We start from the raw sequence: 22,847 nt of genomic DNA, 5'->3' as shown, positions 1-22,847 counted from the left end.
CTGACACAACCTGGGCGCATTGTCCACCAGGCCGCACAATCATGGCGTCCGCCGTATGGGAAGCGAAAGGGAGGTGCCATGAGACGCCGCACCCGCACCGGCGCCCGTACCCGTGTCCTGTCCGGCGCCCGTACCCGCGTCCTGTCCGGCGCCCTGGCCGCTGTGCTGTCCCTGCTCGTCGGCGCCTGCGGCACCTGGCCGGGCACCGGGGACACCCGGGACGACGGGTTGCGGATCCTGGTGCCGAACACCCCCGGAGGCGGCTACGACACCACGGCCCGGACCGTGGCCCGGGTGCTGGAGGAGACCGGGACCACCTCGGACATGGAGGTGTTCAACCTGCCCGGCGCCGGTGGCACGGTCGGTCTCCAGCGCACCGTGGACGAGCGGGGGAACGGACGGCTCGCCCTGCAGATGGGCCTCGGGGTGCTGGGCGCGTCGCATGTCGCCCACACGAAGGTGACCGTGGCGCGGACCACCCCGATCGCCCGCCTGATCGAGGAGCCCGAGGCGGTGGTGGTCCGCAAGGACTCGCCGTACCGCACCGTCGCGGACCTGGTCGCCGGGTGGCGGAAGCGCCCCGGAGACGTCACGGTCGGCGGCGGCTCGTCGCTGGGCGGCCCGGACCACCTGCTGCCCATGGCGCTGGCCCGTGCCGTCGGCATCCAGCCGAAGACGGTGCGTTACGACGCCTACGACGGCGGTGGCGGCGATCTGCTCCCCGCGCTGCTGGACGGCCGGGTCGACTTCGCCACCAGCGGCATCGGCGAGTTCCTCGACCAGATCGCGGCCGGGCAGCTCAGGGTGCTCGCGGTCACCAGCGACCGGCCCGTGGCCGCGCTGCCCGGGGTGCCCACGCTGAAGGCGGCCGGGATCGACCTGGTCTTCGACAACTGGCGGGGGATCGTCGCCCCGCCCGGCATCAGCTCGGCGGACCGCGAACGCTGGATCGAGGTGCTGACCGCGCTGCACGCCTCCCGGCAGTGGAAGGCCGAGCTCACCCGCCACGGCTGGACCGACGCCTTCACCACGGGTGGCGCGTTCGCCACGTATCTGGCCCGGCAGGACAAGACCGTGGCGGAACTGGTCGGACACCTGGGACTGGACTGACCGAACACTTTCGCCGCGGCGGCCGCCGCACGTCCTTGCCGCCCTCGTTGCCCTTGAACACCTGACCCACCCATGCCCTGGTGGCGTACGAACCCCCCGCATGCCCTGGTACCAACCCATATGTCCCGGAAAGGCATCGCATGACCGCACACACCTGGTGGCTGCTGCTCATCCTCACGGTGGCGATCGCAGCACTGATCTATCTCATCAACTCCCGGCTGCGGGTCCATCCGTTCGTCGCGCTGATCCTGGTCAGCGTGGGCACGGGGATAGCGGCCGGGGAGCCGGCCGCGAAACTCGCCGGATCCATCGAGGAGGGCGCCGGCGGCACCCTCGGCGACGTGGGCGTCACCCTCGCCCTGGGCGCCATGCTCGGCCGACTGCTGTCCGACTCGGGCGCCACCGACGCCATCGCCCGCGCCCTCGTCGCCCGCGCCGAGCCCCGCAGGCTGCCCTGGCTGGTGGGGGCCGCGGCGTTCGTCATCGGTGTGCCCATGTTCTTCGAGGTGGGCCTGATCGTGCTGCTGCCGTTGATCTTCAGCGTCGCCCGCAGGATGGAGGAACAGGGCGGCACCAAGGGCAGCCCGTACGTACTCCTCGGCGTGCCCGCCATCGCCTCGCTGTCCACCCTGCACGGCATGCTGCCGCCCCACCCCGGCCCGCTGACCGCGATGACCGGTCTGCACGCCGACCTCGGCCTCACCCTCGGCGTCGGCATCGTCTGCGCCGTGCCCACCGTCATCCTGGCCGGTCCCGTCTACGCCCGCTGGATCGCGCCCCGGCTTCCCGATGTCGCTCCGGACGCCGAGCTGGTGGCGCAGTTCACGGGGGCCGAGCGTCAGCCCGCGCAGGCCGCCGCCACGGCGGGCGCCGGTGCGTCCGGCGGGCCCGGTGCCCAGGCGAGCGCGGAGGCGCCCCGCCGGACCGGTGTGCCCACTGGGCTGGCCGTGGCGGCGGTGCTGGTGCCCGTCGTCCTGATGCTGCTGCGCACCCTGGCCGAGACGGTGCTGGACGAGTCGAGCGGACTGGGCGCGGCGCTGGTGTTCGCTGGAGAACCGCTGGTGGCGATGCTCGCCGGTTTCGTCTTCGCCCTCGGCGTGACGATGGTCGGCTCCGCGCGCTCCGGCCACTCCGCCCGCTCCGGCCACTCCGGCCGTTCGGGTGAGGAGACCCGTGCCTCCCTGACCGACAGCCTGAAGTCCATCGCCGCCATCCTGCTCATCATCGGCGGGGGAGGGGCGTTCAAGCAGGTCCTTCAGGACTCGGGCATCGGCGACGCCATCGCGTCGGCCGCCGAGGGTGCCCACATCAATGTGATCCTGCTGGGCTGGCTCATCGCCCTGCTGCTGTCGCTGACCACCGGTTCCGCCACCGTCGGCATCGTCTCCGCCACCGGCATCGTGGCCCCGCTGATCGGCGACGGCGGGGGCCTGGAGGCCTCCCTGCTCGTGGTCGCGATCGGGGCTGGTTCGCTCGGCCTGAACTACGTCAACCATGCGGGGTTCTGGCTGGTGAAGGAGTCGTTCGGCATGGATCTCACCCAGGCCACCAAGACCCAGACCGCCGTGCAGACCCTGGTCAGTGTGCTCGGCCTGGCGATGGCCCTGCTGCTGTCGGTGTTCGCCTGAGCCGCCGGTCGTGCGCGTGGTGGGTCCGGCGGCCCGATGGCCGTCGGACCCACCCGCGAGACTCCGGCCATGGACCTTGACGAGCCGTTGCGGTGTCAACCGGGAAGTGGCCTTCGCCATCCTCGGCCTCACTCGGTGCGGCCCAATTCCCCTTCAGCTACCTGGACTTCTCCACCCTCGGTTCACCCACCGGCGCGGCCCTCACCCTCGACTGGGACCAGCACGACACGGAACTCGCCCCGCCGCCGGTGGGAACCGATGAGTTCCTGGCCGTTCGGCCGGTCGGGGACGGGCTGCGTGTCACCCTGCGGGCCCTCGGCCGCTGCCCTCGACGCGTCCGCTTTCGCCACGTTCACCCGCCTCCTGCGGGACGAACTCACCCAGGCCGCCACCCCACGTCCGCGCCTTGCCCCGGCTCCTGCCCCGTGCACATCCCGCACGGACGCCGCGCTCATCGGCTATCTCCCCGCCCCCGGGCACCTCGCGGCGCTCGCCGGGATCCCGGAAGCGGACCTGCCCCGCGAACACTTGCGGCACCTGCTCTTCCCGGACGGCGGTCCCCGACTCCTGGAGGAACTCGGAACACCCTTGGGCCGTTCCGCGTTCGTCGCGCTGCCGCTGTTCGCGGATGAACTGACCGCGGGAAGCGCGCTCACCGGCCACACCGCCCGCGCCGTCAGCCACGCCGCCTCCCTCGGCGCCCGCTGTGTCTCCCTGGCGGGCATGATTCCCGCGTTGACCGGCTACGGATTCGAAGTGATGCGCGCCACCGACGCGGCGCTCGATCGGCACCTCATCCCTCAACCTGCTGCTCACCCGCGTCCCGCGCCCGCCTGCCCACCTGCTGCTGTGCGATGTCGCGGGCAGCGCGCCGCGCCTGCGCACGCTCGCCGTGGAACTGCGCGGGAACGGGCTGGCCGGGTCGGTGACGGCGGCCGAGTCCGCTCCGGGCCTGCCCGCCGCGGTGTACGAGGCCGACCTGATCGTCACCGCCGTCACCGCCGTCACCGCCGTCAGCGGTGGCAGCGGTGGCACGGCCGTCCTCGACATCGACCGGCTACGCGGAACGGTCCTGGCTGCCGGGCACGGTCGCCTCCTGCCGGCTCGAATCCCTGCTGCACACCGCCGTGTCCGGGCTACCACTGGTCCACGGACTGGTCGACGCTTCCCATGCGCACGCCTACTGGGACGCGGTCGAGGCGGCTGGGGTCGGCGCCGCGCCGCTGCATCTCCTCGGCCACATCGTCGATACGCCGCCATCACGCCCCGGGCCCGCCACTCACGGGAACGCTCCCCGCCGGGACGCCTCCCACACCCACGACTGAAACCCGGACGGACCGCCTCCGCCCACCGCCCCCGCCCGCGCCGCCGACGGGGGCGGGCCCCCGACCACCGCCCGCGGCCGGGGGCCCGCCCCCGTCCTCTACCCCCCTCAATACCGGTGTGAAATCCTTTTCACCGGCAGGGTAGGCTGAAGCGCGACCGTACACGGTGAAAGGATGCGGACACAGTTGGTGACGATCCATGACGTGGCGCGAGCCGCCGGTGTCTCTCCGGCGACCGTCTCGCGTGTCTTCAACGGCGGTAAGGTCACACCGGCACGTGCCCTGTCCGTGCAAGAGGCAGCGGCGGCCCTCGGGTTCGCGCCCAATCGGGTGGCGCGGTCGCTGCGCAAGCAGCGGTCCAGTGTGATCGCGCTGATCATCCCGGACATCGAGAACCCGTTCTTCACCTCGCTCGCCCGTGGCGTCGAGGACGCCGCGCAGCGCACCAGCCTCTCCGTGGTCCTGTGCAACTCCGACGAGGACACCGACAAGGAGCGCCGCTACCTGGAGGTGGCTCTCGGTGAGCAGATGGCGGGCGTGATCGTGGCTGCGGCGTCCCAGGACGAGACGGATCTGGGACCGCTGACCGACCGGCGGGTGCCCGTGGTCGCCGTCGACCGGCGGCCGCGCGACGCCGAGGTGGACGCGGTCCGGGTCGACAACCACCACGGTGGCGAGGTGGCCACCCGCCACCTCCTCCAGGCCGGTTACCACAGGATCGCCTGCATCACCGGGCCCGAAGGGGCCTCCACCTCCGAGGAGCGCCTCGCGGGCCACCGTACGGCGTTGAGCGCCGCCCGGGGCGGCGCGGCCGCGGCCGACAACACCTACGTACGGCATGCCGACTTCCGGGTGGACGGCGGCCGCGCGGCGATGCGCGAACTACTGGCGCTGCCCGAACCGCCCGATGCCGTGTTCGTCGCCAACAACCTCATGACCATCGGCGTCCTCGACGCCCTCCGCGAGGCCGGCCGCACCCCACCCGACGTCGGTGTGCTCTCCTTCGGTGACGTTCCCTGGGCGTCCTTGGTACGGCCATCCCTCACCGCGGTCGAACTGCCCTCGTACGAGCTGGGGCGCACCGCCGCCGACCTCCTCCTCCAGCGCATGGACGGCAGCGTGTCACCGGTGCAGACCGTGGTGCTCCGCACAAAGCTGCAGGTCCGGGAGAGCACGGCCGGACCTGCCCGAGCCTGACGGGCGGGCGCCCCGCGCCCCCGCACCGAACAACGAACAACCCCCGCACCGAACAACGAACAACCCCCGCACCGAACAACGAACAACCCCCGCACCGAACAACGAACAACCCCCGCACCGAACAACGAACAAAGCGGCGCCGCACCGGCCAGTCAGCCCGTGCGGCGCCACTTCACCCATCACCCAGCCCCCCTCAACCAGCTCTCACCCAGCTCTCACTTCAGCCCCGACGTCTTGATCGACTCCACGATCCGCCGCTGGAAGACGAAGAACAGCACCAGCATCGGCAGCGCCGCCACCGTCGCCGCCGCCAGGATGTAGTTCCAGTTGGACGTGTACTGCGTCTGGAACGACGAGATGCCCAGCTGCACCACCGTCAGGTCCTGATCACTCGTGGCGACCAACGGCCAGACAAACGCGTTCCAGTTGGCGAGGAAGAAGAAGATGGCCAGGGCCGACAGAATCGGCCGGGACATCGGCAGGACGATGTTCCAGTAGACCCGCCAGTGGCCGCAGCCGTCGATGACCGCCGCCTCCTCCAGCTCCTTCGGCAGCCCCAGGTAGAACTGGCGCAGCAGGAAGATGCCGAACGCGTTGAAGATCGCCGGGATGATCAGCCCGGCGTAGCTGTCGAGCAGCCCCAATTCGCGGGCGACCAGGAACAGTGGGATCAGCACCACCGGCGCGGTGACCAGCAGCGTCGCGAAGATGGCGCCGAAGAGCTTCTCACGCCCGGGGAAGCGCAGCCGCGCCAGCGCGTAGGCGGCCATCGAGTGGAAGAACAGCGCCGCCACGGTGATCACCGTGGAGATGAAGAAGCTGTTCCACAGATAGCGGCCGAACGGCACCTCGGTGAAGACGTAGACGAAGTTCTGGAAGGTGAAGTCCCGCGGGATCAGCCGTCCGTCGGTGACGGTGGCACGCGTCTTGAACGACGACGTGACCATCCACACCACGGGAAAGAGGCTGATCAGCGACAGGACGACGGCCAGGACCGTCAGTCCGGAGCGTGCGGAGAGCAGCCGCCGCCGACCGGCCGCGGTGGCCGTGGTGTGGGCCCGGGTCGTCAGGGCGTCACTCGCCATCGTCGAACCTCCCGCCTCTCGTGAGCTTGAAGAGCACCGCGGAGATGAGCACCATGATCAGCACCAGGAACGAGCCCATGGCCGACGCATAGCCGTACTCCCCGAATCCGAACGCCTGCTGGTAGATGTAGAAGATGGCGAGCGATGTGCCGTTGGCGGGGCCGCCGTTGGTCAGGACGAAGATCAGGTCGAGACCGCCGGTGATGGCGGCGACCGTCGACATCAGCAGGACGAAGAAGCTGGTGGGGCGCAGCAGCGGCCAGGTGATGGTGCGGAACGTGGTCCACGGCCCGGCACCGTCCAGCTTCGCGGCCTCGTAGAACTCCTGGGGGATCTCCTGGAGCCCGGCCAGGAAAATGATCATGTAGTAGCCCATCATCACCCACACCATGACGGCGATGACACAGCCGAGGGCGAGGGACGGACTGCCGAGCCAGGACTCGCCGTCGAAACCGGCGGCGCGCATGGCCCGGTTGACCACCCCGGTCTGCTCGTCGAGCAGGAACTTCCACAGCACGCCGACCACCACCAGGCTGATGACGTACGGCATGAAGAGCATCGTGCGGTAGACGCCGACCCCGGGCAGCTTCTGCTTGACCAGCAGGCCCAGCCCCAGGCTCACACAGAACAGGAGGGGGACGAGGAACACCACATACAGCCCGGTGATCTTCATCGAGTCCCAGAACAGCGGGTCGTTCAGCATCCGCCGGTAGTTGCCGAGCCCGATCCACTCATAGCTGCCGAAGCCGCTGACCTGGAAGAAGCTCAGCCCGATGGACAGCACCATCGGGATCGCGACGAACACCAGCAGCCCGAGCACATCGGGTGCGAGGAACAGACCGGCGGCCAGCCACTCGCGGTGCTTGCGGCTCAGCCTCGGCCGGCGGCCGGACGCGGCGGGCGACCGCGCCGGGGTCACGGTGGCCCGGTGGCGGCGCTCCTGCGCGGCGACACCGCTCATATCAGACTCGCCCCCTGGTAGCTCTTGGTGTAGGCCGCGATGGAGCGGGCGGCTCTCTCGGCGGCGCCGGCCACGCCGTGGCCGGCCAGCATGGTGCCCTGGATGGCGTCGGAGATCGCCTTGTAGACGACCGGGGGATAGCGCGGTTCGGCACGGCCGCCCGGGAAGATCTCGTCCTTGAACTTCTTCATGATCTCGGAGTCGTAGCCGCCCTTGGCGGAGCCGCGGTCCAGGGCGGTATCCCGTGGCGCCACATCGGACTTGGTGCCGACGCACCACTCCACCATCCGGTCGATGGACTCGTCCTTCATGGAGCCCAGCGCCCAGACGCAGAACTCGGCCGCCGCCTCGGGGTCGCGGCCCTGGGCGTTGGCGCAGAACGACCAGCCGCCCAGCGCGGTGACGTACCGGCCGCCCGGGGGCGTGGGCAACTTGAAGACCCCGTACCGGTACTTGGGCGCGAACGCCTTGAAGCTGGAGACGTTCCAGATGCCCTGCTGCCACATGGCCACATTGCCGCCCTTGAAACCGCCGACCACATCCGCGGCGGCGGGCATGGTGCGCGGCGCGATGCCGTGGCGCACCGCGTCCTGCCAGAGCCCCAGGGCCTGGCGGGTGGCCTTGGAGTCGAAGGCCACATCGCCGCGTTCGTCCAGGACCTCGCCGCCGCCCTGCCACATCCACGGGTACCAGGTGAAGTTCTGGTAGTAGCCCGGATTGGTCTCGAAGACCAGCCCGGCCCGTGTCCTGGTGCGCAACTTGTCGCCGATGTCGAGCATCTGGTCCCAGGTGGTGGGGATGTCGGCCTCCGACAGACCGGCCTTCTCCCAGACGTCCTGGGCGTAGAACATGGCCAGCGGCTCGATCTCCATGGGGAGGGCGTAGACCTTGCCGTCCACCATGCGGCTGTCGAGCGCGGAGCCGAAGTCGTCGATGGCCGCCTTCTCCATATGCGGTGTGAGGTCGGCCAGGACGCCGCCGTTGCAGTACCGCAGGAAGTCGCCGGGGGAGAGCAGGAAGATGTCCGGGCCCTCACCGGTGGCGAAGGCGGACGGCAGCTTGAATCCGTTGACATACGTGGGCTGCGGCAGATGGACGAGGTCGATCCGCGCCTTGTGGGTGGCGTTCCACCGGTCGACCATGTCGACGAACCACTTGGCCTGTGCGTTGACCGCGGGGTCCGGCGAGCGCTGGGGCCCGTAGAAGTTCCAGAACTGGAGGTTGCCCCCCTTCGCTCGGGCCGTGCCGCAACCGGTGAGCAGGGCCGGGGCCGCCACGGCCGAGCCCGCGCCCGCCGCCGCGGTGAGGAAACGGCGGCGTGAGGTGCCGGGGGAGGTGGCCGGGCGCCCGGCGTCATTGCCGTGCTGGAGCATGCGTGCGCTCCTGTCGGAGTGGGATGGGGCTGGGATGTGCGGGTGGGGGGTGAGTGCTGGGACGTACGGATCCGGAGGTGGGGGAACCTCTCAGTCGACCTCGAGCGTGAGCAGGTCCGGCGTGGCCGGGCGGGACGCGGACGACGGGGCGTCCAGGTAGAACAGCGAGGTGCTGGCGATGTCATCGCTGGTGTGCCGGTAGCGGTGCGGCAGCCCGTTGCCCTGCCCCGGACCGATGCCGAGGCTCTGCACGGTGACGCGCAGGTCCTCGGAGAAGCGGATGGGGTCCAGGACGTGCCAGCGATACATCCCGAACCGCTGCTGGCTGTTGTACAGCCCGTCCGGGCGCAGGATCTGGTTCAGGCCCAGATACGGGGTGGTGTACGCGGTGTAGCCCTGGCCGGGGACGTCGAAGTTCCAGGCGCCGCCGAAGTAGTCCTCGGTGCCGGTGCCGCAGAGCGTGGGGAACTCGTCGTCGCCGTCCAGATAGAACTTCAGCTCGCCCTCGCCCCACCAGCCGGGGCTGTTGACGCCCCAGGCCAGATAGGTGCCGACATAGCCGCCGGCCCCGGTGACCGTGTCGAGCAGGGTGTGCACCTCGCCGTACGGCACCGGGTGGCTGCGGCGCCACTGGGCGTGGAACCAGAGGGCGTCGTCCGCGACCTCGTCCAGCTCGTAGTCCACCTGGTAGTAGAGCGTGACCTTCTCGGCGGTCAGGTTCTCCAGGGTGATCCGCGCCTTGCGGTGGAACGGCATCGGCCAGTACGCGTTGAAGCCGCCGTTGGGGTTCGCGGCGATGGGCACCGACGAGACCTGGCTGAAGGTGTTCCAGCCGTTGCAGAAGAAGTCGCCGAGTGGCACCTCGACGGCCGGTTCCTCCTCGTCCTCCCAGTACATCCGCAGCAGAGTGCCCCGCCAGGCCCGGTGCGGGTCGGTGGTGCACCACAGGTGGCGGATGGTGCCCGGACCCTCGATGTCGGCGAGCACGGCCGTCGTGCCGGGGGCGATGTCGATGCTGGGGGAGATCTTCCAGCCCGGCCCCAGCCTGCTCGCCGCCACCGCTCCGGTGCCCTCCGTGGCGCGGCCGCCACCCGACTTGGCGCCGGTGATGTTCTCGGCGCTGATGGAACGGCTCACGGCACGTGTCCTGCGGGAGATGCCGTCGAGTCCAAAGGTCGTCATCGTGTCTTGCCCTCATGGGTGGGGTACGGGACGCGCGCCGACGGGCCGGAAGGGGCTCCGTGGCGCGCGGAAAACGGCGTCACCGGCAGTGCGGAACGGCACGTCTGAAATCCATTTCACCGAAACGTAGAGCGGGCTCCAGGGGGTGTCAAGGGGTGAGACGCGCGGTCGATCGAGGGGTGTCGCCGAGTGCCGCGGGGTGCCGACGCGCGCCGCTGATATGGCTTTTCGGCAGCGCAAAGGCCATTCGCGTGGTCTCTCTTGACGATGAAATCGTTTTCTGTCAGCGTGCTCGCCATGCCTCGCAACGCAGTCATCGGAGTGGACATCGGCACCTCGAGCAGCAAGGGCGTCCTGGTCGGTCTCGATGGCGCACTGATCCGCTCGGCCACCCGGGAACACACCCCGGAAAGACCGGGTCCCGGCCGCTTCGAGATGAACGCCTCCGTCTGGTGGCGCGAGTTCACCGAACTGGCCCGGGAGCTGACCGCCGCGGAGGACACCACCGTGGTCGCCGTCGGGGTCAGCGGCATGGGCCCCTGCGTCCTGCTGACCGATGAGCACGACGCCCCGCTGCGCCCCGCCGTGCTCTACGGCGTGGACACCCGCTCGGTCCGGCAGATCCGGCGCATCGAGGCGCGGCTCGGCGCCGACGAGATCATCCGCCGCGGCGGCTCCGCCCTGACCACCCAGGCCGCCGGGCCGAAGATCGCGTGGATCGCCGAGGAGGAGCCCGAACTCTACGCACGGGCCAAGCGCCTGTACATGCCGAGTTCCTGGCTGGTGGGTAAGCTCACCGGGAACTACGTCCTGGACCACCACTCGGCCAGCCAGTGCACCCCGCTGTACGACACGCTCGCCCGCGAGTGGTACGCCCCCTGGGCCGCCGAGGTCGCCCCCGGCATCGAACTGCCGCCACTGCGCTGGCCCGGCGAGACGGCCGGTGCCCTCACCCCCGAGGCCGCCGAGGCGACCGGTCTGCCCGCCGGAATCCCCGTCACCACCGGCACCATCGATGCCTGGGCCGAGGCCCTGAGCGTGGGTGCGCAGAACGTCGGCGATCTGATGCTGATGTACGGCACCACCATGTTCCTCATCCACACCGTGCCCACACCGCTGACCAGCCCATCCCTGTGGGGCACGGTCGGCGCACTGCCCGGCACCCGGAATCTGGCCGGTGGCATGGCCACCTCCGGTGCGGTGGCCAACTGGCTCAAGGAGCTGTTCGCCGACGGTGACCACGCCGAACTCACCGCGCTGGCCGCCGAGTCGGGCGTCGGCGCCAACGGCCTGCTGATGCTCCCGTACTTCTCCGGCGAGCGCACCCCGATCATGGACCCCGACGCCCGTGGAGTGATCGCGGGGCTGACCCTGTCCCACACCCGCGGTGATCTCTACCGCGCCGCACTCGAGGCCACCGGGTTCGGCATCCGCCAGAACATCGAGGTCATCGAGGCGGTCGGCGGCGACATCCGCCGGGTGGTGGCCGTCGGTGGCGGCACCCAGGGCTCGCTGTGGACGCAGATCGTCTCCGACATCACCGGCCGCCCGCAGGAGGTGCGCACCATCACCATCGGCGCGGGCTACGGCGACGCGCTGCTGGCCGCCCAGCTCGTCGGGGACGCCTCCATCGACGACTGGAACCCGGTGCGCGAGACGGTGACGCCCCGCGCCGAACACACCGGGCGTTACGACGAGTTGTACGCCCTCTACCGGCGGCTGTACCCGGACACCGCCGCGACCGTCCACGCGCTGGCCGCACTACAGGAGCGCTGAGCGCCACGCCTGCGGCGCCCCGCGCCTACGACGCACCGCCAACGACGCACCACCAACGGAGACCGCATGACCGCGTACACCCTGCCCGAGCTCCACCGCCCGCCCGCCGCCGACCCGGCCACCGTCTACACCGTGGCCAGCGGCGACCTGCGCCCCGCCGCCAACGTCACCTGCTGGCCCACCCAGGAGAAGCTGGAGAGCGACCTCACCGCGGCCCTCACGGACCTCGGCTGGAAGGTCCGCCGAGGCCACGCGGTGGACGAGGCCAAGGGGCACGGGTTCATCGACAGCCAGCGCGCCGGTATCGAGGTCTTCAAGCACATACCCAAGGACGCCCCGCTCATCGTCGTCGAGGCCGTCTGGCAGTACAGCCACCACGTCCTCGCCGGTCTGCGTGACCACCAGGGCCCGATCCTGGTGGTGGCCAACTGGAGTGGCGAATTCCCCGGTCTGGTCGGCCTGCTGAACCTCGCCGGGAGCCTCACCAAGGCGGGGCGCGACTACGCGGTGCTGTGGAGCGCCGACTTCACCGACGAGTGGGCGCGCGAGTCGTTGCGCACCTGGCTGGAGACCGGCACCCTCACTCACGACACCAGCCACGTCCGGCCCCTGCCGCCCCTGCCGGACGCGGACGCCGAGACCGCACTGGGCATGGCCCTCGCCCGGCAGCTGCGCGAGGAGAAGGCGATCATCGGTGTCTTCGACGAGGGCTGCATGGGCATGTACAACGCCATCATCGACGACGAGTTCCTCAACCCGCTCGGCATCTACAAGGAGCGCCTGTCGCAGAGCGCCCTGGTGGCCGAGATGAAGCAGGTGTCGGACGAGGCGGCCCAGGAGGTCCGCGGCTGGCTCGACCGGGCCGGGATGACCTTCCACACCGGCACCGACGAGGCCACCGAACTCACCGACGCCCAGCTGCTCAGCCAGTTCAAGATGTACATCGCCGCGGTGCGCATCGCCGACGACTTCGGGCTCGACGCGGTCGGCATCCAGTACCAGCAGGGCCTGAAGGACACCGTCCCGGCGAGCGACCTCGCCGAGGGCCTGCTCAACAACGTCCAGCGGCCGCCGGTACGGAGTCGCGACGGCGCCCGCGAGCTGTACGCGGGCGCGCCGCTGCCGCACTTCAACGAGGTGGACGAGGGCGTCGCCGTGGACTCCCTGGTCACCAATCGCATCTGGACGGCGATGGGTCTCGACCCGGCCACCACACTGCACGACATCCGCTGGGGCGAGGAGTACGACGGCCGGTTCGTCTGGGTCTTCGAGATCTCCGGCTCGGTGCCCGCCTCGCACAACGGCGGCTACGACAAGTCGTACAGCATGCGCCAGCCCCCGATGTTCTTCCCGCTCGGCGGCGGCACCCTCAGCGGTGTCTCCAAGCCGGGCGAGATCGTCTGGTCGCGGGTGTTCCTGATGGACGGCAGGCTGCATGTGGACCTCGGGCGCGCCACGTCGGTCGAGCTGCCCGAGGAGGAGACCCGGCGCCGGCTCGACGCCACCAATCACCAGTGGCCGATCATGCACGCGGTCCTGCACGGCGTCACCCGCGACCAGTTCATGGCCCGCCACCGCGCCAACCACCTCAACGTGGCCTACGCCCCCGACGCGGCCACCGCCGACAAGGCGCTGCGCGCCAAGGCCGCGCTCTTCGCCGAGCTGGGCGTCGAGGTGCACCTGTGCGGAGACGTGGCGGTCCAGCCGTAGCCGTAGCGGTAGCCGTAGCCGTAGCCATGGCCGTAGAGCCGCAGCCGTAGAAGCGCACGATTCCGAGGAGTCGCACATGGCAGCTTCATCACGACCCGTCCCCGCCGGAGTGGCCGGCGGGGAGCCCGTCGAAACCGCTGGTGGGGAGGGTGCGGGAACCGCCGGTGGCCCCGGCCGCCGGCTGGTGCTCGCGGCCGGTCTGGGCCTGGCCACCGCGGCGGCCGGGTTGACGGCGGGGGCGCCGCGGGCGAGCGCCGCCGCCGTCACCGGCACGAAGGTCAGAAACCTCACCGGCCCGGCCGAGACGGGCCGGTTCGCCGCACCCTGGACCGACCTGGGCATCCCCGTCCGCTGCCCCGACGGCACGATGCTGTTCGTGTGCGGCGACACCTTCGACGGCGGCGGCGTGGGCGGCCCCAACTGGCGGGCCCCGGTGGGGCTTCGGGCACGCCACCCCGATCTGAACGCCCTCGTCATCGACGACAGCGTGGGCGGTTCGCAGGCCGTGGGCCTGGTCCCGGAGAGCCACGAGAACAACACCACCGCCATACCGTCGGACGTCTTCGCCGTCGGCAACACGATGTACATGCACTTGATGCGGGGTGTTCTGTACCGGACCCACCACTCCGACTTCTGGCGCTCGACGGACAACGGCCAGACGTGGCAGTACCTGTGCCAGTGGCCCGGGGATCAGTACGGCGGCCAGTTCCAGCAGAAGACCTATGCGGTGGCGGACGACGGCTACTGCTACGTCCTCTCCAGCGTGTTCAACCGGGACGTGCCCTCCGACCTCCTGCTGCACCGCGTCCCGCAGGACCGGTTGGGCGACCCGGCGGCGTACCAGCCGTGGGGCTACGCGAACGGCGCCTGGGCCTGGGGCAACTACCCGACCACCATCACCGCCCGGCGCCGCTTCGGTGAGATCTGCTTCCGTGCGATGGGCGGCAAGTACGCCCTGACCTGGCTGAACATGGAGCCACTCGACATCCGCGCCCAGGTCTTCCCGCTGCCGACGAGCAACTTGTTCGCCACCCCGGAACAGCCCCTGATCCTCCCCACGACTCCCGGCAACGAGTCCGGCAACGCGGTGGCCAACCCCTACGGCGGCTTCATCGTCCCGGGCTCGACCTTCGGCGACTTCCACATCGCCGTGAGCCAGTGGTACGACGACCAGAACTACCGGGTGATGCAGTACCGGATCAACGGCCTGGCCGCCTGAAGGACGCCGCCACCGACACCCGCGAGGAGCACACCGTGCGACGATCCAGACTCCTGATCACCCTGGCGGCCGGGCTGGCCGTCGTGACGATGGCGACCGTACCCGCCGTCCAGGCGGACAGCGCGGGCACCGGCCACGCCCGCGAGGCCGGGCGCGAGGCCACCTCCGCCACAGCCGCGAACGCCCCGGAGAGCGACTACTTCTCCACCGTGGACATCGCCCCCGGCGCCACCATCGGCGCCCCCGCGATCGGCGACAACAAGGAGCACGGCGACCTGTGGCCGTCGTGCTGGTCGAACGACGACAACGTCTACGCCGCGTACGGCGACGGCGTCGGCTTCGGCGACACCTGGCAGGACATCGGCGTGGCCCGGATCGGTGGCTCGCCCGGCAACCTGACGGGCGCCCAGCGGGCGTCGGGCGACGGCATCGGCCGGGTCTGGGGCGCTCCCCAGGACTACTACCGCAAGCCGACCGGCATGGTCTGCGTCAACGGCGACCTGTATCTCGCCGTGCAGGACCTCAAGAAGGGCACGCTGGACAACGCGCCCAGCGCCACGGTCGTGAAGTCCGCCGACAAGGGCGCCACCTGGACATCGGACAAGGTCGAGCCGATGTTCTCGGACCAGAAGTTCACCACGGTCATGTTCCTGGACTACGGCAAGGACAACGCCGACAGCCCGGACGGATACGTCTACGCCTACGGCCTGGACTACAACTGGCGCGACACCTTCGACCCCGACCCGGACCCCACCGACCTCTATCTGGCCCGGGTGCCCGCCATGTCCATCATGGACCGCTCCACCTGGCAGTTCTACGCCGGTGACAGCGGCGGCACCCCGCGGTGGTCCGCCAGTGTCGACCAGCGGGTGTCGGTCCTCCACGACGACCACCGCGTCTACCAGAACGTGGGAACCGCGGGCCGGGTCAAGGACCTCAGCGTGATCAGCCAGGGCGGCGTGGTCTACAACAAGGCACTGAAGCGCTACATCTACACGTCCTGGACGGAGTACACGTACGAGTTCTACGAGGCGCCCACGCCCTGGGGCCCGTGGAAGCACTTCACCCCCAAGGACTTCGGCGGCTACCCCTGGACCCACACCAAGCACGGCGGCTACGCCACCACCATCCCGTCGAAGTACATCAGCGCGGACGGCAAGTCGATGTGGCTGCAGTCCAACGTCTGCCCCTGCGGCGGGGGTTACCCGGCCGGCGACTTCTGGGCGTACACCTTCTCACTGCGCAAGATGTCCCTCACCCCCTCGGTCCCCACCACCCCGGACAACGCCCCGGACGCCGCCCGCAACCTCGCCCGCGAACCCGGCACCGTGCCCATCGAACGCGCCACCCACTTCGGCCGCGCGATCTACAACGACGGCGACACGACCCAGAACGAGGACGACTGGAACGACGAACGCAAGCCGACCAGCTGGTGGGGCTACACCTGGCCACGTACGTACCGCCTCAACCAGGTGGCCTACACCACCGGCACCATGTTCGGCGACGGCGGCTGGTTCGGCGGCCCACCCAGGATCCAGGTCCGCCGCAATGGCATCTGGACCGACGTCACCGGCCAACGCGTCACACCGTCCTACCCGACCTCCTCGGCCGCCGGCACGAACAAGACCTACGTCTTCGACTTCGACACCACAACCGGTGACGGCGTCCGCGTCATCGGCGGCACCGGCGGAACCCAGACCTTCACCTCCATCGCCGAACTGGCGGCCCACTACCGCTGAAACCCTCAGCAAGAGAATCCACTTCGGTCACGGTGACGCTGGTTCTGGCAGGCTGATCTGGTCCCAGTGCTTGCTCTTTGAACTGGGTTCGGTTTTGCTGAGAGGGTCGTTGTCCCATGGCCGGAGGGGAGTCACGTGCGCGCGGAAGATGTCGATCTGCTGATCATCGGTGCGGGTATGGCGGGGTTGACCGCCGGTGCCCGCGCGGTTCGCAACGGTCTGTCCGTCACGGTCGTGGAGATCGGTAGGGACGTCGGCGGTTCCGCGCTCTTCGCGGGTTACGCGTGGACCGCGCCGAGCCACGACGTCATGGACCAGCAGAATCCGTACGGAGACACCGCGCTCAAGCGCGCCCTCGTGGAGCGGTTCCCCGAGGGCGTCTCGTGGATCCGTTCCCTCGGCGTGGACATTGAGGACGCGCAGCGCGTTCTGAGTTTCGGTCGCGGGCACCAGTTCGACACCCATCAATACGTCGCCACCTGTCGTCAGGCCATCCGCCGAGGCGGTGGCGCGTTGCTGTTGGAGACGCGCACCGAAAGGCTGGTGGTCGAGGACGGTGTCGTGACGGGGGCGGAGCTGCGACTGGCCGATGGCACCCGGATGCGTGTGCGCGCCGGATCCACGCTCATCGCGACCGGTGGGTTCCAGGGCGATACGGAACTCCGCGCCACGCATGTGCACCCCCGCGCCGGGGGCATGCGGCTCCGCTCCAACCCCCTCAGCCGCGGCGGTGGCTACCGCCTGGCCACCTCGGTCGGTGCCGCCACCGGCCACGATGACGCGGGCTTCTACGGCCATCTCATCCCCAGCGGCATCCCCTTCGCGGATCCGGCGGACTTCGTCGACCTGTCGCTCTACTACAGCGAGCACGCCCTCCTGTTCAACGTGGACAACGACCGGTTCGTCGACGAGACGCTGGGGGACCACCTCACGGCCATGGCGTTGCTGGAGCAGCCCGAAGGCCGGGGCCTTCTCATCGCCGACGCCCGGGTGTTCCGTGACTGGGTCGTCGGCAGTTACGTCGAGGGCGCGGTCGCCGTGGACAAATTCGCCCTGGCCGGCAAGCGGGGCGGCCGGGTGGGACTCGCCGAAGACCTCGACGAACTGGCCTACCTCCCGGAGGAATGGGGATATCGGGGCGACGCCGTGCGCGACGCGGTCAAGCTGTTCAACGAACACGCCGCGGCGGGGCTGGAGACCGCGCCCGGCCGGAAGCTGGACCGCCTCCCGCTCGACGAACCGCCGTACTACGTGATCGAGGCGGTACCGGCCATCACCTTTCCCTTCCACGGTGTCCGCGTCGACGACCGGGCCCGCGTACTGCGCGGCGATGGCGAACCGCTCCCCGGGCTCCTCGCGGCCGGGTCGGACACCGGCGGCCTGTGGCACCGCGCCTACGCGGGCGGCATAGCCTCGGCCCTGGTGTTCGGGCTGACCGCCGCGGACACCGCCACCGCGAGCGCGTCACACGTGGCGGACTGAGCGTGCGGCGGACCGGCACCCGGCTCGTCCGCCACGACGCCCGTCCGCCACGGCGGGTGGTGTCCCGTCAGCGTGCCGTCCAGCCGCCGTCCACGTACAGCTCGGAGCCGGTCACGAAGCTCGCGTCCCGGGACGCGAGGAACGCCACGGCCCCCGCCACCTCTTCCGGACTGCCGAGCCGCCTCATGGGGGTGCCCTCGACCATCGCGGTGTGACGGGGTGTGCCCTGCCACAGTTCGCGCGAGAGCGGGGTCTCGATGAAACCGGGATGGATCGAATTGACCCGGACGCCGCGGGTGGCCCAGTGCAGCGCGGCGTTCTTCGTCATCAGCCGGACCGCGCCCTTCGCCGCGTGATACGAGAACTGGCTGCCGAAGCCGCCCACCGTGCCGAAGATCGATGCGATGTTGACGATCGAGCCGCCGCCGGAGCGTTCGATCGCGGGGCCACCGTGCTTCATGCCGAGCCAGACACCGCCCTGGGTCACCGAGATGACCTTGTCCCATGACTCCTGGGTCTCCGTCTCCACGGTGCGCATCTCGGCGATCCCCGCGTTGTTGACCAGCACGGACAGGCCGCCCAGCGCGGAGACCACGTGCTCGACCACGTCGCGCCACGCCTCCTCGTCACTCACGTCCAGCGCCAGGCCCAGCGCCCGCGCTCCGTCGGCCGTCAGCTCCCGCGCCAGGTGGTCGCAGCGGGTGGCGTCCACGTCGGTCACCACCACCGTGGCGCCCTCGGCGGCCAGCCGCCGCGAGACGGCGGTCCCTATGCCGCCGGTGGCGCCGGTGACCAGGGCGATCTGTCCGGACAGTCGATCTCGCAACGGGCTCTCCACAGGGTCTCCTTTCCGCGACCCTCAGAGTAAATCGAATCCGGTTCAGGTATCCAGACTGATGCAGTAATCCATGCGCTAAGGCTAGCTGTACTGAGTTCAGTTCTGTACCGTCCCGAAACGTCGGCAGGGTACCGGGCCGTGCCGCGGGAAGGGAGCCGGACCATGAGCACCACACAACAACCCGCCCCTCCGGGGGAGGAGTCGGCGTCACACGACCCCCGTACGGTGCGCCGCGCGATGCTCGCCGGGAGCATCGGCACGCTGATCGAGTACTACGACTTCAGCGTCTACGGCTATCTGGCCGTGGCGATCGCTCCGCAGTTCTTCCCGGGCGACGATCCGGCGGCCTCGATGCTGGCGGCGCTCGCGGTGTTCGCCACCGGTCTCGTGGTGCGGCCGATCGGCGGTGTCTTCTTCGGGTGGATCGGCGACCGATGGGGGCGTCGCAAGGCGCTGGTCTCCTCGGTGCTGTGCATGGGGGTGGCCAGCAGCGTCACGGGGCTGCTGCCGACGTACAGCCAGATCGGTGTGCTCGCCGCGGTGCTCCTGTTCATCACCCGGCTGGCACAGGGCATTTCCTCGGGTGGCGAGTCGGTCGGCGCCTACACCTACATCTACGAGTCGGCGCCACCCCGGCGCAGGGCCTTCCTCGGCGCCGTCACACCCATCGGGTCCAACCTCGGGTTCATGTTCGCGGCCGCCACCGCCGGGGCGATCTCGGCCCTCACCACCAAGGACCAGATGGCCGAATGGGGCTGGCGGCTGCCCTTCCTCATGGCCGTGCCACTCACCCTGCTCTGTCTGTGGGCCCGGATGCGGATCGAGGACACCCCGGAGTTCAAGGAGGCCGCACGGCGCGCCGACATCCCCACGGCTCCGATCCGGGAGGTCCTGGCCACCCACCGCACGGCGCTGCTGCAGTCCATCGGCCTGGCCATGGCCCAGGGCGGCGCCATCTTCCTCGGGCTGACGTACATCGGCATCTACCTGACCACCAACCTCGGCTACGACACCACGCTGGTGTACTGGCTGACCGCGGCCGTCGTGCTCGTCACCGTGCTGCTCATGGTCCCGGCCGGACGGCTCGCCGCCCGGTTCGGCTGCCGTCGCGTCCTGATGGGCGGGCTGCTGGCCTTCCTGGTGACCGCCTACCCCGCGATGATGCTCATGGGCCGGCACAGCCTGGCGCTGGCCGGGCTGGCGTATGTGCTCCTGATGCTGGGCAGCGCGTTCGTGCAGGTCCCGGCGGCCAGCTTGTGGCCGCATCTGTTCGAGCGCCGGGTCCGCTACACCGGTATGGCGATCGGGTACAACATCGGCACCGTCCTGGCGGGCGGTACGGCCCCGTACATCGCGGCCTTCCTGGTCCAGCGGACCGGGAACCTGCTCTCCCCGGCGTTCTTCGTCATGCTGGTCTGTCTGATCGGGATCGGTTCCCTGCTCACCGTCCGCAGGGATGTGTAGGAGGTGCCCGTCGTGGCGACCATCGGCCACCGAAGGACATCAGTCCGCTGCCGCCTCGGGGTGGCCGCCCTGGCCGATGGTCTGGCCACCGTCGACGAGGAACTCCCCGCCCGTGGTGTAGGAGGCGTCGTCGCCGGCCAGGAAGAGCACCATGCGGGTGACCTCCTCGGGCTCCCCGATGCGCGCCACCGGCTGCTGGGCGAAGAGTTCGGGTGAGGCGCTCTCACCCATGGGCGTACGGATGACTCCGGGGTGTACGGAGTTGATACGCACCCCGCTGCCCGCCATGTCCAGTGCGGCGGCCTTGGTCATCCCGCGCACCCCCCACTTGCTCGCCACATAGCCGATGCCACCGGCGAAGCCCGTCATACCGGCGGCCGACGAGACGTTGACGACGGCCCCGTGACCGCGTTCGCGCATACCGGGGAGTACGGTGTGCATGCCGAGGAAGGCGCCCACCAGATTGACGTCGAGGATCCGGCGGAAGTGTGCGGGCGACTGCTCCTCCACACCGCCGAAGTGCATGATCCCCGCGTTGTTGACCAGGACGTCCACGGGACCGAGAGTGTTCTCGACCGCTCGGACGACCGACCGCCACCGCGCTTCGTCGGTGACGTCGAGGTGGTGGTAGCGCGCGTGGGGGAGCTCATCGGCCAGGGCCTCTCCCACCTCGTCCAGGATGTCGCAGACGGCGACCCGGGCCCCTTCCGCGACCAGTCCCCGTACATGCGTGGCACCCATGCCCCGGGCCCCGCCGGTGACGATCGCGACTCTTCCGTCGAAGCGCATGCCGACTTCCCTCGTGTAGGTGATCAATCCGGTACGAGCACGGTCCGGCCCCGGGTCCCGCCACGGCGAAGCCGGTCGATCGCCTCCGGGGCGGCGGACAGCGGAAAGTGTTCCGTCTCGACGCGGAGCGCGCCCGAACCCGCCAGCGCGACGACCCCGGCCAGTTCATGGCGAGTTCCCCAGAAGGGCAGCGAGAGCCGGAAACCGGCGGGGAGTACACCCGGCTTGGACACCGTCAGACTGCCGCCCCCGCTTCCGACGACGGCGAGTTCGCCACCGGGGCGCGCCACGCTGACCGCGAGGTCCATCGTCTGTGCGGTGCCGACGAAGTCGAGCACGGCGTCCACTCCCACGTCGCCGCTTCGCGCCCGCAGCGCGCGGGCGGTGTCCGGTCGCATCAGGGTTCCGAAGTCCGCGCCGGAGCGGTCCGCGAGGGCCAGGGCGTCCTCCCGGACGTCGACCGCCAGCACCCGGCTCTCGGTGGTGGCACGGAGGATTTGGACGGCCAGGTGGCCGAGGCCGCCGATACCGATGACGACGGCGGTGGCGCCCTCGCCGAGCGCGTGCCGGAGTCCGGCCACGGCGTGGTAGGAGGTCAGGCCCGCGTCGGAGAGGGGGGCGGCCTGGTCGGCGGGCAGGTCGCCGATCGGCACCAGTTGGCGGGCGGACGGGACGAGCAGATACTCGGCCATTCCGCCGTCCCGGCCCAGCCCCGACCCGTGCCAGGCGAGGGTGTCACGCCGGTCGCAGTAGTTGTCGCGGCCCGCGGCGCACCGTGCGCAGGAGCCACAGCCCCACGGCCCGTACACCACCACGCGTTCGCCGATCGCCACCCCGTCGGCGCCGGGCCCCAGGGCGGTGATCCGCCCGGCGACCTCATGGCCGAGGGTGAACGGCAGCCGGTAGGGGAGCACCCCCGGGGCGGCGTCGACCACGTGCAGATCGGAGCGGCACAGCCCGGCGGCTTCGACCCGCACCAACACCTCGGCGCCATGGGGGACGGGCCGGTCGACCTCGACCGGTGCCGGAGCCTTCCCCCAGGCCGTCAGCCGCAGTGCCCTCATCTTCACCGTCCTGGGTCTTGTCAGCGCCGCGGCAGCCACGGTAACAGAGGTGAAGTCGGTTCAATAGATGGTCCGGGCAAGTGAAGGGAGTCGGCGTGACGCGCGAAGACATCCGCACCGGGAGGTTCGCCGGCCGGGTCGCGATGGTGACGGGAGCCGCCTCCGGTATGGGCGCGGCGGTAGCCCGGCAACTGGCCGCGGAAGGGGCGGCGGCCGTCGTCCTGGCGGACGTGAACGGCGAGGGTGCCGCCGCGGTCGCCGCGGAACTGCCCGACGCCACGGCGATCGCGCTCGACGTGACGGAGGCGGCGGGTGTCGACGGCGCCTTCCGGGACATACTGCGCCGGTACGGGCGGCTCGACGTCCTGGTGCACGCGGCGGGGGTCGACGACCCGGAGGCGAAGCGGCGCATCGCGGACGCGACGGTCGAAGGCCGGCCGGTCGAGCTGACCGACTCCCTCGACGACGCCTCCTGGCGGCGAGTCATGGGCGTGAACCTGGACGGAACCTTCCATGTGCTGCGCGCCGCGGTGCGGGTCATGCGGCCGACCGGGGCCGGGGCGATCGCGGTGATCGGATCGTCGTCGGCCTTCGATGCGCCCGTCGGCTACCCCCATTACGCGGCCTCCAAGGCGGGTGTGCACGCGCTGGCCCAGGCCGTGGCCAAGGAGGTCATCGCCTCCGGGATCCGGGTCAACGTGGTGGCGCCGGGGCCCACGGAGACGGGGATGGCGGCCCGTACCCCCGAGGCGCTGCGGACGGGCTTCGCCGATCCGCGGGTGCGCCCGTACGCGACCCCCGAGGAGATATCCGAGATCGCCCTCTTTCTCGTGAGCGATGCCGCGGCGAACCTGGTCGGCGCGGTGCTGCTCGCCAACGGCGGCCGGTTCACCGTCTGAGCGGGT

Annotated in this window: 19 protein-coding genes; 11 read left to right on the top strand and 8 right to left on the bottom strand. The window is 70.3% G+C overall.

The window, feature by feature from the left end:
* Positions 1 to 78: 78 nt before the first annotated feature.
* Complete coding sequence (locus NP777_RS19615) at positions 79 to 1,110, top strand: Bug family tripartite tricarboxylate transporter substrate binding protein (RefSeq protein WP_256651468.1); 1,032 nt, start codon at positions 79 to 81, stop codon at positions 1,108 to 1,110.
* Positions 1,111 to 1,250: 140 nt separating this feature from the next.
* The gene (locus tag NP777_RS19610; RefSeq protein WP_256651467.1) at positions 1,251 to 2,738 is read left to right on the top strand and encodes a GntP family permease; all 1,488 of its coding nucleotides are present in this window, start codon (positions 1,251 to 1,253) and stop codon (positions 2,736 to 2,738) included.
* A gap of 300 nt (positions 2,739 to 3,038) precedes the next feature.
* On the opposite strand, the gene NP777_RS19605 is transcribed toward NP777_RS19610, so the two are convergent.
* Positions 3,039 to 3,422 carry a hypothetical protein gene (locus tag NP777_RS19605; protein WP_256651466.1) on the bottom strand — a complete coding sequence of 128 codons (384 nt, stop codon included), beginning with the start codon at positions 3,420 to 3,422 and terminating at the stop codon, positions 3,039 to 3,041.
* Positions 3,423 to 3,766: 344 nt separating this feature from the next.
* Here NP777_RS19605 and NP777_RS19600 point away from each other — a divergent pair, with 344 nt between their 5' ends.
* Both NP777_RS19600 and NP777_RS19595 read left to right on the top strand, forming a co-directional pair.
* Positions 3,767 to 4,063, top strand: coding sequence for a hypothetical protein (locus tag NP777_RS19600; protein WP_256651465.1), 297 nt, complete (start codon positions 3,767 to 3,769; stop codon positions 4,061 to 4,063).
* Positions 4,064 to 4,237: 174 nt separating this feature from the next.
* A complete protein-coding gene (locus NP777_RS19595) occupies positions 4,238 to 5,260 on the top strand; it encodes a LacI family DNA-binding transcriptional regulator (RefSeq protein ID WP_256651464.1) in 1,023 nt (340 codons plus the stop codon).
* A 215-nt stretch (positions 5,261 to 5,475) separates the two neighbouring features.
* Here NP777_RS19595 and NP777_RS19590 read toward each other — a convergent pair whose 3' ends face one another.
* From NP777_RS19590 to NP777_RS19575, 4 genes are all read right to left on the bottom strand, one after another.
* Positions 5,476 to 6,345 (bottom strand): carbohydrate ABC transporter permease, encoded by an 870-nt coding sequence (locus NP777_RS19590; RefSeq protein ID WP_256651463.1) that lies wholly within the window; start codon positions 6,343 to 6,345, stop codon positions 5,476 to 5,478.
* A complete protein-coding gene (locus NP777_RS19585) occupies positions 6,335 to 7,306 on the bottom strand; it encodes a carbohydrate ABC transporter permease (protein WP_256651462.1) in 972 nt (323 codons plus the stop codon). Before NP777_RS19585 ends, NP777_RS19590 begins: the two co-directional genes overlap by 11 nt.
* The gene (locus NP777_RS19580) at positions 7,303 to 8,679 is read right to left on the bottom strand and encodes an ABC transporter substrate-binding protein (protein WP_256651461.1); all 1,377 of its coding nucleotides are present in this window, start codon (positions 8,677 to 8,679) and stop codon (positions 7,303 to 7,305) included. Before NP777_RS19580 ends, NP777_RS19585 begins: the two co-directional genes overlap by 4 nt.
* Positions 8,680 to 8,769: 90 nt before the next feature.
* Positions 8,770 to 9,861 (bottom strand): glycoside hydrolase family 172 protein, encoded by a 1,092-nt coding sequence (locus NP777_RS19575; RefSeq protein WP_256651460.1) that lies wholly within the window; start codon positions 9,859 to 9,861, stop codon positions 8,770 to 8,772.
* Between the two features lie 297 nt (positions 9,862 to 10,158).
* Here NP777_RS19575 and NP777_RS19570 point away from each other — a divergent pair, with 297 nt between their 5' ends.
* The 5 genes from NP777_RS19570 (at position 10,159) to NP777_RS19550 (ending at position 17,787) form a co-directional block, all read left to right on the top strand.
* Complete coding sequence (locus NP777_RS19570) at positions 10,159 to 11,637, top strand: FGGY-family carbohydrate kinase (RefSeq protein WP_256651459.1); 1,479 nt, start codon at positions 10,159 to 10,161, stop codon at positions 11,635 to 11,637.
* A 66-nt stretch (positions 11,638 to 11,703) separates the two neighbouring features.
* The gene (locus NP777_RS19565) at positions 11,704 to 13,347 is read left to right on the top strand and encodes a fucose isomerase (RefSeq protein ID WP_256651458.1); all 1,644 of its coding nucleotides are present in this window, start codon (positions 11,704 to 11,706) and stop codon (positions 13,345 to 13,347) included.
* 76 nt (positions 13,348 to 13,423) lie between these two features.
* The gene (locus NP777_RS19560) at positions 13,424 to 14,566 is read left to right on the top strand and encodes a DUF4185 domain-containing protein (RefSeq protein WP_256651457.1); all 1,143 of its coding nucleotides are present in this window, start codon (positions 13,424 to 13,426) and stop codon (positions 14,564 to 14,566) included.
* Between the two features lie 35 nt (positions 14,567 to 14,601).
* Positions 14,602 to 16,305 carry a DUF4185 domain-containing protein gene (locus NP777_RS19555; protein ID WP_256651456.1) on the top strand — a complete coding sequence of 568 codons (1,704 nt, stop codon included), beginning with the start codon at positions 14,602 to 14,604 and terminating at the stop codon, positions 16,303 to 16,305.
* Between the two features lie 135 nt (positions 16,306 to 16,440).
* The gene (locus NP777_RS19550; protein ID WP_256651455.1) at positions 16,441 to 17,787 is read left to right on the top strand and encodes an FAD-dependent oxidoreductase; all 1,347 of its coding nucleotides are present in this window, start codon (positions 16,441 to 16,443) and stop codon (positions 17,785 to 17,787) included.
* A 67-nt stretch (positions 17,788 to 17,854) separates the two neighbouring features.
* On the opposite strand, the gene NP777_RS19545 is transcribed toward NP777_RS19550, so the two are convergent.
* The gene (locus NP777_RS19545) at positions 17,855 to 18,613 is read right to left on the bottom strand and encodes an SDR family NAD(P)-dependent oxidoreductase (protein WP_256651454.1); all 759 of its coding nucleotides are present in this window, start codon (positions 18,611 to 18,613) and stop codon (positions 17,855 to 17,857) included.
* Between the two features lie 174 nt (positions 18,614 to 18,787).
* Between NP777_RS19545 and NP777_RS19540 the strand changes: the two genes are divergently transcribed.
* The gene (locus NP777_RS19540; protein ID WP_256651453.1) at positions 18,788 to 20,089 is read left to right on the top strand and encodes an MFS transporter; all 1,302 of its coding nucleotides are present in this window, start codon (positions 18,788 to 18,790) and stop codon (positions 20,087 to 20,089) included.
* Between the two features lie 39 nt (positions 20,090 to 20,128).
* Here NP777_RS19540 and NP777_RS19535 read toward each other — a convergent pair whose 3' ends face one another.
* Together NP777_RS19535 and NP777_RS19530 are read right to left on the bottom strand one after the other, a co-directional pair.
* Entirely contained in the window at positions 20,129 to 20,878 is a 750-nt protein-coding gene (locus NP777_RS19535) for an SDR family oxidoreductase (protein ID WP_256651452.1), read from the bottom strand.
* A 23-nt stretch (positions 20,879 to 20,901) separates the two neighbouring features.
* Positions 20,902 to 21,942 carry an NAD(P)-dependent alcohol dehydrogenase gene (locus NP777_RS19530; protein ID WP_256651451.1) on the bottom strand — a complete coding sequence of 347 codons (1,041 nt, stop codon included), beginning with the start codon at positions 21,940 to 21,942 and terminating at the stop codon, positions 20,902 to 20,904.
* A gap of 95 nt (positions 21,943 to 22,037) precedes the next feature.
* Between NP777_RS19530 and NP777_RS19525 the strand changes: the two genes are divergently transcribed.
* A complete protein-coding gene (locus NP777_RS19525) occupies positions 22,038 to 22,841 on the top strand; it encodes an SDR family NAD(P)-dependent oxidoreductase (RefSeq protein WP_256651450.1) in 804 nt (267 codons plus the stop codon).
* Positions 22,842 to 22,847 lie beyond the last annotated feature (6 nt).

This window comes from Streptomyces rugosispiralis, from assembly GCF_024505145.1.
In the GTDB taxonomy this organism is placed as follows: domain Bacteria; phylum Actinomycetota; class Actinomycetes; order Streptomycetales; family Streptomycetaceae; genus Streptomyces; species Streptomyces rugosispiralis.
The sequence above is the reverse complement of the archived record's forward strand: the minus strand, read 5'-3'. Positions and strand labels throughout refer to the sequence as shown.

What these genes read in the sequence shown, in the direction of transcription:
- NP777_RS19615 (WP_256651468.1), top strand. Translation starts at nt 79, where the DNA reads ATGAGACGCCGCACCCGCACCGGCGCCCGTACCCGTGTCCTGTCCGGC.
- NP777_RS19610 (WP_256651467.1), top strand. Translation starts at nt 1,251, where the DNA reads ATGACCGCACACACCTGGTGGCTGCTGCTCATCCTCACGGTGGCGATC.
- NP777_RS19595 (WP_256651464.1), top strand. Translation starts at nt 4,238, where the DNA reads ATGCGGACACAGTTGGTGACGATCCATGACGTGGCGCGAGCCGCCGGT.
- NP777_RS19590 (WP_256651463.1), bottom strand. Translation starts at nt 6,345, where the DNA reads ATGGCGAGTGACGCCCTGACGACCCGGGCCCACACCACGGCCACCGCG.
- NP777_RS19585 (WP_256651462.1), bottom strand. Translation starts at nt 7,306, where the DNA reads ATGAGCGGTGTCGCCGCGCAGGAGCGCCGCCACCGGGCCACCGTGACC.
- NP777_RS19580 (WP_256651461.1), bottom strand. Translation starts at nt 8,679, where the DNA reads ATGCTCCAGCACGGCAATGACGCCGGGCGCCCGGCCACCTCCCCCGGC.
- NP777_RS19575 (WP_256651460.1), bottom strand. Translation starts at nt 9,861, where the DNA reads ATGACGACCTTTGGACTCGACGGCATCTCCCGCAGGACACGTGCCGTG.
- NP777_RS19570 (WP_256651459.1), top strand. Translation starts at nt 10,159, where the DNA reads ATGCCTCGCAACGCAGTCATCGGAGTGGACATCGGCACCTCGAGCAGC.
- NP777_RS19565 (WP_256651458.1), top strand. Translation starts at nt 11,704, where the DNA reads ATGACCGCGTACACCCTGCCCGAGCTCCACCGCCCGCCCGCCGCCGAC.
- NP777_RS19560 (WP_256651457.1), top strand. Translation starts at nt 13,424, where the DNA reads ATGGCAGCTTCATCACGACCCGTCCCCGCCGGAGTGGCCGGCGGGGAG.
- NP777_RS19540 (WP_256651453.1), top strand. Translation starts at nt 18,788, where the DNA reads ATGAGCACCACACAACAACCCGCCCCTCCGGGGGAGGAGTCGGCGTCA.
- NP777_RS19535 (WP_256651452.1), bottom strand. Translation starts at nt 20,878, where the DNA reads ATGCGCTTCGACGGAAGAGTCGCGATCGTCACCGGCGGGGCCCGGGGC.
- NP777_RS19530 (WP_256651451.1), bottom strand. Translation starts at nt 21,942, where the DNA reads ATGAGGGCACTGCGGCTGACGGCCTGGGGGAAGGCTCCGGCACCGGTC.